This window comes from uncultured Campylobacter sp. (assembly GCF_938040115.1).
In the GTDB taxonomy this organism is placed as follows: Bacteria; Campylobacterota; Campylobacteria; order Campylobacterales; family Campylobacteraceae; genus Campylobacter_A.
This window is the reverse complement of record NZ_CALHXD010000125.1, coordinates 1-10,343: the sequence shown is the minus strand read 5'-3', so window position 1 is coordinate 10,343 and position 10,343 is coordinate 1. Positions and strand designations below refer to the sequence as shown.

At 49.3% G+C, this 10,343-nt stretch carries 10 protein-coding genes; 3 read left to right on the top strand and 7 right to left on the bottom strand.

Features of this window, described 5'->3' with window-relative positions:
- The 7 genes from Q0314_RS04855 to thiC all read right to left on the bottom strand — a co-directional run.
- On the bottom strand, window positions 1–199 hold a 199-nt coding region (locus Q0314_RS04855; protein ID WP_298057137.1), incomplete at its 3' end, for a hypothetical protein.
- A gap of 830 nt (window positions 200–1,029) precedes the next feature.
- Window positions 1,030–1,485: a hypothetical protein gene (locus Q0314_RS04850; RefSeq protein WP_298057135.1), complete on the bottom strand. Its 456-nt coding sequence runs from the start codon at window positions 1,483–1,485 to the stop codon at window positions 1,030–1,032.
- A gap of 422 nt (window positions 1,486–1,907) precedes the next feature.
- Complete coding sequence (locus Q0314_RS04845; RefSeq protein WP_298057132.1) at window positions 1,908–2,321, bottom strand: hypothetical protein; 414 nt, start codon at window positions 2,319–2,321, stop codon at window positions 1,908–1,910.
- A 25-nt stretch (window positions 2,322–2,346) separates the two neighbouring features.
- Window positions 2,347–3,684 (bottom strand): PFL family protein, encoded by a 1,338-nt coding sequence (locus tag Q0314_RS04840; protein ID WP_298057129.1) that lies wholly within the window; start codon window positions 3,682–3,684, stop codon window positions 2,347–2,349.
- 9 nt (window positions 3,685–3,693) lie between these two features.
- On the bottom strand, window positions 3,694–3,960 hold the full coding sequence (locus tag Q0314_RS04835) for an ACT domain-containing protein (protein WP_002944456.1): 267 nt from the start codon (window positions 3,958–3,960) through the stop codon (window positions 3,694–3,696).
- A 77-nt stretch (window positions 3,961–4,037) separates the two neighbouring features.
- Window positions 4,038–5,138 carry an Mrp/NBP35 family ATP-binding protein gene (locus tag Q0314_RS04830; protein WP_298057126.1) on the bottom strand — a complete coding sequence of 367 codons (1,101 nt, stop codon included), beginning with the start codon at window positions 5,136–5,138 and terminating at the stop codon, window positions 4,038–4,040.
- Complete coding sequence (thiC, locus tag Q0314_RS04825; RefSeq protein ID WP_298057123.1) at window positions 5,128–6,462, bottom strand: phosphomethylpyrimidine synthase ThiC; 1,335 nt, start codon at window positions 6,460–6,462, stop codon at window positions 5,128–5,130. Before thiC ends, Q0314_RS04830 begins: the two co-directional genes overlap by 11 nt.
- A gap of 99 nt (window positions 6,463–6,561) precedes the next feature.
- Between thiC and Q0314_RS04820 the strand changes: the two genes are divergently transcribed.
- From Q0314_RS04820 to Q0314_RS04810, 3 genes are read left to right on the top strand one after another with little or no spacing between them, the layout of a single operon-like run.
- Entirely contained in the window at window positions 6,562–7,692 is a 1,131-nt protein-coding gene (locus Q0314_RS04820; protein ID WP_298057122.1) for a bifunctional 2-C-methyl-D-erythritol 4-phosphate cytidylyltransferase/2-C-methyl-D-erythritol 2,4-cyclodiphosphate synthase, read from the top strand.
- Window positions 7,693–7,710: 18 nt separating this feature from the next.
- Window positions 7,711–8,637, top strand: coding sequence for a response regulator (locus tag Q0314_RS04815; protein ID WP_298057120.1), 927 nt, complete (start codon window positions 7,711–7,713; stop codon window positions 8,635–8,637).
- A complete protein-coding gene (locus Q0314_RS04810; protein WP_298057119.1) occupies window positions 8,615–9,799 on the top strand; it encodes a sulfate adenylyltransferase in 1,185 nt (394 codons plus the stop codon). Before Q0314_RS04815 ends, Q0314_RS04810 begins: the two co-directional genes overlap by 23 nt.
- Window positions 9,800–10,343 lie beyond the last annotated feature (544 nt).

Below are 10,343 nucleotides of genomic sequence, written 5' to 3'. Positions count from 1 at the left end.
AACGCCCTGAAATTTCGTCGTGAAATTTGCGCGTTAAATTCCACCTGGCGGAGCGCGAAATTTGCGCGCGAAATTTATACATCGATTTTCCGCTAAATTTGCGCTCCGCGCCGTTGCCATCGCATACACCCGATCCGCAATTTGCGAGCCAAATTTGCTCGCGCTTAAAATTTCTACTTTCAGCTTGCTTTGATCTCAAATTTTACTCGGCGGCGCTTGCGCGGCGATCTGCTTCATAAATTTCAAAAAAGACCGCCAAGAGCTTTAAAAATTTTACGGGCAAACTCTGCAAGCAGAATTTTATAGAATTTTAAAAAGTGTAAATTTTGCGGCAAAATTTTATAAAATTTCAAGGAGCGCAAAATTTCGCTGCGCGCCTCTTTGCTTACGGCGCTTTTTGATTCGCGTTCTGCGCGCCAAATCGCTAAATTCGCGGTGCGCGTCCCGTCCTTTCCTAAACGCCCGATCCGTAAATCTACGCGCCGAGCTTTTGATTTCAGCCCGCTTTCGATCCGCAATTTACGAGCCTGATTTGCGGCAGTCGCACTACCCCACTCTATACCGCTGCGCGCCTTTCCGTTTTTTTTGCATCTCTCCGCACCTATCTTCGACTTTTTCCTGCGCGCGCCCTGCGTTTAAATTCTGTCGCTTCGCTCGCCCAATCCGTAGCAGCTATGAGCGGGCATGCGTCCAAACGCCGAATTTTCGCGCGCTTTTTACTTGCCGTTGTGCGCGGATACTTTCAAAATTTTTCGTAGAATTCCGACGAGCCCGCACCTACATTCACGCCGCCGTCATAAACGCTAGCTTTTAAGGGCACGAAAGAGGGATCTGCGCGACACAGCGCAGGAAATGAAATTTAAACGCTGCCTTTTCAAAGTGTATCTTAGCCGCTACAGTGCGCCACAAAATTTCAAAAACGACAACGAGCCGCGATTTAAATTTATCCGCGGGAGCGCGCCATAACGCGCCGATTTACGCGCTGTATAAATTTTAAAATCACCTCTAAATTTAAAATTTTATCCGCGGTTAATACCCTCTGCTAAGCTCTAAATTTTCCACGCGCAGCGGTCTTTCACCCTCGAAAATCACCCCGATGCCGAAAGGCTCGCAAATATCAAGCGCGCCCTCGGCAAATCTCATCAGCCACTGCGTATCGCGCGCGTAAAACGTGCATTGCGGCAGCTCAAACGGCAGATCGCAAACGGGCACGTCAAGCAGTCTAAGCTCATCCTCGCCCAAACGATACTCGCGTCTAAGCTCGTCTCGCAAGAAGACAAGGGCGTCTTTTACGTACCGATCGATATCCCTAGCGATGCGCTGCGCGAGCAAGATAGTCTCATCGTCCACATCCGCCGTATCTGCAGATACAAGACAAAACGGCACCTCGCTAGAGCTTTCGCTTTTTAGCTCCGCGTACCAAATGAAGCCCTCGTCCGTTGCGACCTTTTCAAGCTCGCCAAATTCCCAAGCCTTTTTTTGCATTTTATTTCCGCCTCATATTTTCGCGTCGTTTTTTAAAATTTCGATGCTGTGCCTGTTTTTGCGCGCTGTGTTTAAATCCGCCGCCGAAATAGAATCCCGCTCGCTTCTTAAGCGGACGAGCAATGATAACGAAACAGGTTGCTTTTAAATTTTAAAATTTCAATGCAAGCCGCTTTAAAATTTCAAAAGACCCGCCGCTTGTCCGCCGCGAGCGGTAATGAAATTTTAACGTCTCGCCTTACGGCGAAATTTTAAAATTTTAGCGCGCCGCGGGGATCGCGCCGTAAAATTTCAAGCCGAAATTTCAAAACGAAATTCCGCGCCGAAATTCTAACTCAAAATTCCACGCCTGCAAGCGTAAAATTTAGAGCTAAATTCCATCGCGGCGACTTAGAATTTTGCGCTCTTTTAAATCCGCAAATTTAATACGCCTTTACGAGCCGTAAATTTTTTAGATATATGACGCCGTCAAAAACGCCGCCCCCATTCGGCGCGGGCCAAGAAATGGCGATTCTTTTCGGTTCCCTGTCATATTCGGGCGAGCAACGATTCTTGGAGCAGTCTATTTTAAATACCTCTTTATCGTTGCTATCAAAATCCGTCAGGGTAGAATTTTTAGGAATTTCCAGCGTGTGGATTATACGATACGGCTCGCCCTCTTTTGTGCGGGCGGACGTTATTTTTATTAGCGTGTCTGTGCTGCCGTCCGAAGTCCTATAGACCCCGTCTTGCCCCAAGCCCGCCAGCTCGAATTTTTTCTCCTTGCTATAAAATGCCGAGATTATGGAGCAGCCGCTTAGAAGCAAAGCCGCTGCAAATAATGCAAACGCTCTCATTTTTCCTCCTTAAGCGGGTTAAGCTTTAATTCTTAAAACTATGAATGGGTGCTGGGATCTGGCCGCCGCGGGCTATGAAGTCTGCGGATGAGTTTTTATTTACGCTCATCACGGGCGCGCTGCCCAGAAGCCCGCCGAATTCCAGCGTATCGCCCTCTTTGCCCTTTGGTATTATGCGTACGGCGGTCGTTTTTTGATTTATCACGCCGATCGCGGCCTCGTCGGCTATGATCGCGGCGATCGTTTGCTCGGGCGTATCCTGCGGGATTGCGATCATATCGAGCCCCACCGAGCAGATCGCGGTCATCGCTTCGAGCTTTTCCAAATTTAACGAGCCTGCGCGCACCGCAGCTATCATGCCTTCATCCTCCGAGACGGGGATAAACGCGCCGCTAAGCCCGCCTACTTGGTTGCAGGCCATGACGCCGCCCTTTTTGACCGCGTCGTTTAGCAGCGCCAGAGCTGCCGTCGTGCCGTGCGTGCCGACGCGCTCTAGTCCCATCTCCTCAAGCACGCGCGCGACCGAATCGCCCACGGCAGGAGTCGGAGCTAGCGAGAGATCTACGATGCCAAATTTCACGCCCAGCCGCTCGGACGCCATTTGCCCTACGAGCTGTCCGATGCGCGTGATCTTAAACGCCGTCTTTTTCACGGTCTCGGCGACCACGTCAAAGCTCGCTCCGCGCACCTTCTCAAGCGCGCGCTTAACGACGCCCGGGCCTGATACGCCCACGTTTATGACGACCTCGGCCTCGCCCACGCCGTGAAATGCGCCCGCCATAAAGGGATTATCCTCGACGGCGTTGGCAAACACGACCAGCTTTGCAGCGCCAAGATCGGAAAGCCGCGCCGTTTCTTTGATCACGCGCCCCATATCGGCGACCGCGCTCATATTTATGCCGGTTTTGGTCGAGCCGATATTTACCGACGAGCAGACCTTCTGCGTCGCGGCGAGCGCGGCAGGGATGGAGTCGATTAAAATTTTATCGCCCTTTGCGTAGCCCTTTTGCACGAGCGCCGAAAAGCCGCCGATAAAGTCGATACCGACCTTTTTGGCAGCCTCGTCCATCGCTTTAGCAAGCGGCACGTAGTCAGTAGCGTTTGTCGCTGCGCCGATGATGGCGATAGGCGTTACGCAGACGCGCTTATTTACGATCGGGATGCCAAGCTCTGCTGAAATTTCATTGCCGACCTTTACCAGATCGCGCGCCTTGTCGGTGATCTTTGCGTAAATTTTCTCCGCGGCTTTGTCGATATCGGGATCGATGCAGTCAAGCAGGCTGATACCCATCGTGATCGTGCGGATGTCGAAATTTTGCTCCTCGATCATCGCGATCGTTTCGGTTACGTTTTTGATGTCCATCTGCGCGCCTTAGATGTTGTGCATGGCGTCAAAGATCGCCGAGCTTTGGATGTTGATTTTAACTTTTAGCTTTTCGCCTAGCTCGTTTAGCTCCTCGCGCAGAGCCGTGAAGTCCTGCTTTTCGTCGCTGGAAACCACCGCCATCATCGTAAAAAACTCGTCCAAAACCGTCTGGCTGATGTCGTCTATGTTTAGCCCAAGCTGCGCGAGCTTAGCCGAAACGCCCGCCACAATGCCAACCTTGTCCTTACCGATCACCGTTACGATCGCTTTCATCGTCGTTCTCCTAAATTTGTAAATTTGCGAGAGTTAAAGCCCAAATTTGATCAAATTCGGACTTTAGATTTTAAATTTTACTTCGAGCAAGCGCTCTTGCCGTCCATCACAGGCTGGATAGACGAGTTGTCCGTGCCGCCGTCATTGTTGATATTTTCGATTATCTCCCACAGTCTAGCCGCCGCTTTTTCATAGCGTTTAGCTGTGACCGAGTTTGGCTCATAAAAGCTCACCGGCTTGCCGTTGTCGCCGCCCACACGAACAGCCGGCTCGATAGGTATCTGGGCTAACACTTCGGTACTATAGGCTTTTGCCACTTCCTCGGTCGTGCCTTTGCCGAATATATCATACTCCTTGCCGCTTTCAGGGCAGATAAATCCGCTCATATTTTCTATCACGCCCGCAATCGGGATGTGAAGCTTCTCAAACATATCAAGTGCTCTTTTGCTATCATCAAGCGCTACTACTTGCGGCGTCGTGACGCACACGCCCGCAGTCACCGGTACGCTTTGAGCTAGAGTTAGCTGTGCGTCGCCCGTTCCCGGAGGCATATCGAGAAACAACACGTCCAGCTCGCTCCAAAATACGTCTTTTAGCAGCTGCTCGATAGCTTTCATTATCATCGAGCCGCGCCAGATGAGGCTCATGCCTTCTTCCATTAGCACGCCCATACTCATCATCTCGACGCCGTGAGTTAGGATCGGTTTTAGCTTGTTGCCGACGACTTGAGGCTGCGTGCCTACTTCGCCGAGCATTCTAGGGATGTTTGGACCGTAGATGTCGGCGTCTAGGATGCCTACTTTTTTGCCTAGCTTCGCCATTGAGATAGCCAAATTTAACGTCGTAGTGCTCTTGCCCACGCCGCCTTTGCCCGAGCTTACCATTACGAAATTTTTGATCTGCGGAGCGATGTTTTTACCGCTTTGTGTGTTGCTTTTTTCCTCGGGTATTTTTGGTTGTATGATACTAACAACGCACTCGTTTGAGCCCATCACGCGCTTTATATCGGTTCGCAGCTCGTTTGCTACGTCGGGATTTGAGCTTACGATCTCGACCTCGATTAAAATTTTCTCGCCGATTTCGACGTTTTTTACGAATCCAAAGCTCACGATATCTTTCTCAAAGCCCGGATATATCACGCCTTTTAGTCTATTTAAGACTTCCTCTTTACTTAACATTTTTCTCCTTCATTAGATTTTTTGAAATTTTATACGCGCAAAATTTAGGCCCGCACATCGAGCAAAATTCCGCCTTTTTAAACGACTCTTGCGGCAAGCTCTCGTCATGTAGCTCGCGCGCTCTTTCGGGGTCTAGACTCAGCTCAAACTGCTTGTTCCAGTCAAAAGCGTATCTAGCGTCGCTCATCGCGTGATCGCGCTCTATTGCGCCTGCTTTGCCTAGCGCGACGTCGGCTGCGTGAGCGGCGATCTTATGCGCTACGATGCCCTCTCTGACGTCGTTTGCGTTAGGTAGGCCTAGGTGCTCTTTAGGCGTCACGTAGCACAGCATCGAGGCTCCGTAAAAGGCCGCCATCGTCCCGCCGATAGCCGAAGTGATGTGATCGTACCCCGCGCCGATGTCCGTAGGTAGCGGCCCTAGCACGTAAAAAGGCGCGCCGTGGCACAGCTCGCGTTCGATTTTCATATTATACTCTATTTGGTTTAAAGGAATATGACCCGGCCCCTCGATCATAACCTGCACGTTTTTCTCCCATGCGCGTAGCGTTAGCTCGCCTAAAACCCGCAGCTCGCTAAGCTGAGCTTCATCAGTCGCGTCGTATAAGCAGCCGGGACGCAACCCGTCGCCAAGAGATAGCGCGACGTCGTGAGCGGCGCAAATTTCTAAAATATCGTCAAAGGCCTCGTAAAACGGGTTTTCTTTGTGATGGTGCATCATCCAGCTAGCAGTTAGGCTACCGCCGCGGCTAACGATACCCATCTTGCGTTTTGCGACCAGCGGCATAAATTTGAGCAAAAAGCCCGCGTGTATAGTAAAGTAGCTAACGCCCTGGCGCGCCTGTTTTTCGAGCGTTTTTAGGATGTCATCCGCCGTCAAATTTTCGACCTCTTTTATATCGTGGATGATCTGATACATCGGCACGGTGCCTATGGGGACGGTGGAGTTTGCGATTATAGCGCTTCTAATCGCGTCAAGGTCGCCGCCCGTGCTTAGATCCATGACCGTGTCGGCGCCGTATTTTAGGCAAATTTGCAGTTTTTCAAGCTCGGCGTCTATATCGCTGCTTAGGCTTGAGTTGCCGATATTTGCGTTGATTTTGGTTTTGGCTTCCCTGCCGATTGCCATCGGGAGCAAATTTTCGTGATGGATATTAGCTGGGATTATCATCTTGCCTGCGGCGACCTTGCTCCTAACGACCTCGCGATCTAGCATCTCAGCCTGCGCTACGTAGTTCATCTCGGGCGTTATAACGCCTTTTTTAGCGTAGTACATCTGCGTCGGAGTTTTGTCGGCGGAGTCAAATTTGACCCGAAATTCTTTCATGTTTCGCTCCTTAAAATTTTGGTTCTAATCTTACTCAAAAAAGATAAAAACAAGCTTTTAGGATGTATAATATCGTAACACTTCGCCAAAGGAGAAATTTTGCTAGACGTTACGCTGATAATGCTCGGAGCCGGAAGCTCCAGTCGTTTTGAAATGCCCGTTAAAAAGCAGTGGTTGCGCGCCCACGGCGATCCGCTATGGCTCTTTGCGGCTAAAAATTTAAGCTCGCACTACGCTTTTAAAGAGATAATCGTCGCCTCAAACGAGGAAAAATATATGAGCAAATTTGCCCCGTCGTATCGCTTCGTAAAAGGCGGTGCTACCCGCCAAGAGAGCCTAAAAAACGCGCTTAAACTCGTCCAAAGCGAATTTGTTTTAGTTAGCGACATCGCTCGTCCGATGATTAGCGCGGAGCTTTTTTCTCGCATAATAGGCGGCATCCAAAACGCCGACTGCGTCGTGCCTGCGCTAAAAGTGCCCGATACCGTTTATCTAGGCTCCCAGGCCGTCGATAGAGAGCAGATCAAGCTCATCCAAACTCCGCAGCTCTCGCGCACGGCGATGCTAAAAGGCGCGCTTGAATCAGGTCAAATTTACACCGACGATAGCTCGGCGATAGCGGCTGCTGGCGGTAAAATTTGGTACGTGCAAGGCGATGAAAACGCTAGAAAAATCACATTTAAAGACGACCTTTCTAAAATTTGCGGCCTTGGTGCGCCGTCAAGCGAAATTTACGTGGGCAACGGTTTTGACGTGCATGCCTTTGAAGAAGAGAAAAAAGAGGGAAGTTTCGTAACAATCGGCGGCGAGAAAATCCCTTTCGAGCGAAATTTAAAGGCTCACTCCGACGGCGACGTAGCTATCCACGCGCTCATAGACGCGGTGCTAGGAGCGGCCGGGCTGGGCGATATAGGCGAACATTTCCCAGATACCGACGATAAATTTAAGGGTGCGGACTCTGCTATGTTACTAAAAGAAGCATATAGGCTCGTTCAAAGCGTCGGTTTTGAGCTTATTAACGCCGATGTCACCGTCATAGCTGAGAGGCCAAAGCTTAGTAAATTTAAATCAGCGATGGAAATAAACATCGCAAATGCGTTAAATTTAACCCCGAGCCGCATAAACGTAAAGGCCACGACGACCGAAAAGCTGGGCTTTACGGGGCGGGGCGAGGGCATAGCCGCCACGGCGTCGGCGAGTCTAAAAATTTACGACTGGACGCAAAAATAAAACGACGAAAGTAAAAAAATGAGAGTTTTGATAATAGAAAACGAAATCTACCTAGCCCAAAGCATCGCCTCAAAGCTAGAAAATCTAGGCTATGAGTGCGAGATCGCAAGGAGCGCGACGGAGGCGATGAAAAGCGAGCCTGGGCAGAGGGCAAAGGAGGGCGGCAAGGACGTGCACTTTGACGTGGTGTTGCTCTCTAGCGCGTTTGCGGGCGACGAGACGCTAAAAATCATACAAAAATTTAAAGACTCCGTCGTCATCCTGCTCATCACCTATATCAGCAACGACACCGTCTCGATCCCGCTAAAAGCTGGTGCGAGCGACTACATACAAAAGCCGTTTATGATCGAGGAGCTGGTACGAAAGATCAAGCATTTTGAGGAGTTTAGGCGGCTGCAGACATTTATAAAGACCTATCAGGACTACTTAAACTATCATTTTAAGGCGGTTTCGGCGCTAAATTTCGACTTTAAGCGCATAAAGCTGCCGCTTCTTATAAAGTGCAATAAAATGATAAACGCCGATAACTTTGTTTTTGAGTACGCAAAGGCGCTAAATTTGAGCTTCAAATACGTCCCGCTAGAACCCGGAATCGACGTGGAGGCAATAGCTGCGGCAAATCCGCGCACGCTTTTGTACTTTTCAAATTTTCAAATTTTACGCCAAGAGGCCAAAAATCAGATCGTATCTCTCGCCGCCAAACGCAAGATCATCGCAAGCTCGACCAATCCGAACGAAGAGACGCCGATGGAGACGCTAAACATCACAAGCGATGAGAAAAATTTTCAAATCGACGAAATTTTGACGATCGACGACTACATCAAGCACATCATCGTAAACTATCAGGACAAATACCCCGACACCGAGCTTAGCAAAAAGCTAGGCATCTCGCGCAAATCGCTTTGGGAAAAGAGGAAAAAATATGACGTCGTCAAGAAAAAATAACGCCGTTTGGATAAACGACGAGGCTTTTGGCGCGCTTGATCTCATAGAAAATCAAATTTTTAGCAAATTTAACCGCCTGATGAATGAAAAAGAGGCGAACGAGATCTACGAGACGGGCTTTTTGGCCGGCGAGCCGATGCCATATACTTTCGTCTTTGCGCCGCACGGCAAGCGCAATCAAGAAACTATAAAAAACGCCTCAAAGGGCGATCATATCGAGCTTATCAACGGCGGTAAGGTCGTGGGGTATATCGAGGTCGGCGAGGTTTTTAAATTTAACGCCGAAAAAAGCTCGCAAAATATCTTTCGCGCTAACGAAGCTGCGCCCGCACAGCAAAGCCAAAGCGGCGAACTGGCCGTAAGCGGCGAGATAAAAATCTACGACGACAAGCTAGCCGAGGTAAGAAAGCTGATCGAAGAGGTCAAAAGGGAGCAAAACGTCCGCAAAATCTCGGCGATCATGCTAACTGCGGAGCCATTTAACCGCGCGCACGAGCGCCTGATTAGGATGACGATAGATAGCTCCGATCTGGTGCTTTTGTTTTTACTAAAAAGCCACGGCGCGGACGAGATGATGAGCTTTTCTCTCAAAAAAAGCGTGCTGGAATACTTCATCCAAAACTACGTCCCCAAAAACCGCCTGATCATCGTGCCTTTTGAGAACTCAAATCTCTTTAGTTCGCACCTAAACCCGACGCTAGAGTGCATCGCGGCGCATAGGCTGGGCGCCCATAAGCTCATAGTCGGGCAAAATCACGCCGGTATCGGGATGTTTTACGATCACAACGTCGCTCACACGGTGCTAGAACGCTACAAAAACGATCTAAATTTAGATATCGTCGTGCTGCCAGAGCTCGTCTACTGCGACGAGTGCAAGACGCTAGTTAGCACCAAGACCTGCCCGCACGGCCAACATCACCATATCAAATACCACGCCCAGACGCTAAAAACGCTGCTGCTAGCGGGTATCTTGCCGCCTGCAATCCTCATGCGGCGCGACATCTCGGCGATGATACTGAGCGAGCTTTTCCCGAACCGATTTGAAAATATCCAAAAGCTTTGCGACGATCTTTTTCCTAGCAACGGGCTGCTCGAAAAGCAGACGGAGAGGGAGTTTTACGAAAATTTGATGAAGCTTTATCAGACGACGTCGCTGACTTAAATTTGCTTTTAGCTTTTACTGCGTCGAAATATCGTTTATTGCTGTATGCATGCGTTGTTCATTTGGCGCTTTTTTGCTTAATTTTAGCTTTTATACTGCGGCTCGTTTTGAGAGAGATTTTGTGCAGTTTCGCTGCGCTTGAGGTCGCTTTTCAGGGGCAGCAAATTTGCAGTGCGAAGCAGTGGAAGAGTTAAATTTAGCTTGGGAAACTTCGCGTTTTATCGCCGCTAAAATTTACTGAGTGACTACTTTGCATTAGCGTTGCGAGCTTATCGTTTTTGCGGTATCTTATCTTTGCTTTTGCGTTCAAATTTGCAAATTTTACTCGCCGAGACCTGCACCGCAAAAACTCTAAAATTTGGCACTTGGTATTTATGGCGCGAGGCGTTACGTTACTGTAGCTTGTTTGGTACAAGGCATAGTGCTCGGCTTTGGCGTCAAATTTAACGTTTTTAGGTATACGTCTTAACGAGTGATATGCTTGCTATCAAAATTTGAGAACCAAAAAAGCCTGGGTAAAATTTGCGGTTTTAGTTCAAATTTA

Excerpts from the sequence above, each read along its gene's own strand:
- Q0314_RS04850 (WP_298057135.1), bottom strand. The coding sequence starts at position 1,485 with ATGCAAAAAAAGGCTTGGGAATTTGGCGAGCTTGAAAAGGTCGCAACG.
- Q0314_RS04845 (WP_298057132.1), bottom strand. The coding sequence starts at position 2,321 with ATGAGAGCGTTTGCATTATTTGCAGCGGCTTTGCTTCTAAGCGGCTGC.
- Q0314_RS04840 (WP_298057129.1), bottom strand. The coding sequence starts at position 3,684 with ATGGACATCAAAAACGTAACCGAAACGATCGCGATGATCGAGGAGCAA.
- Q0314_RS04835 (WP_002944456.1), bottom strand. The coding sequence starts at position 3,960 with ATGAAAGCGATCGTAACGGTGATCGGTAAGGACAAGGTTGGCATTGTG.
- Q0314_RS04830 (WP_298057126.1), bottom strand. The coding sequence starts at position 5,138 with ATGTTAAGTAAAGAGGAAGTCTTAAATAGACTAAAAGGCGTGATATAT.
- thiC (WP_298057123.1), bottom strand. The coding sequence starts at position 6,462 with ATGAAAGAATTTCGGGTCAAATTTGACTCCGCCGACAAAACTCCGACG.
- Q0314_RS04815 (WP_298057120.1), top strand. The coding sequence starts at position 7,711 with ATGAGAGTTTTGATAATAGAAAACGAAATCTACCTAGCCCAAAGCATC.
- Q0314_RS04810 (WP_298057119.1), top strand. The coding sequence starts at position 8,615 with ATGACGTCGTCAAGAAAAAATAACGCCGTTTGGATAAACGACGAGGCT.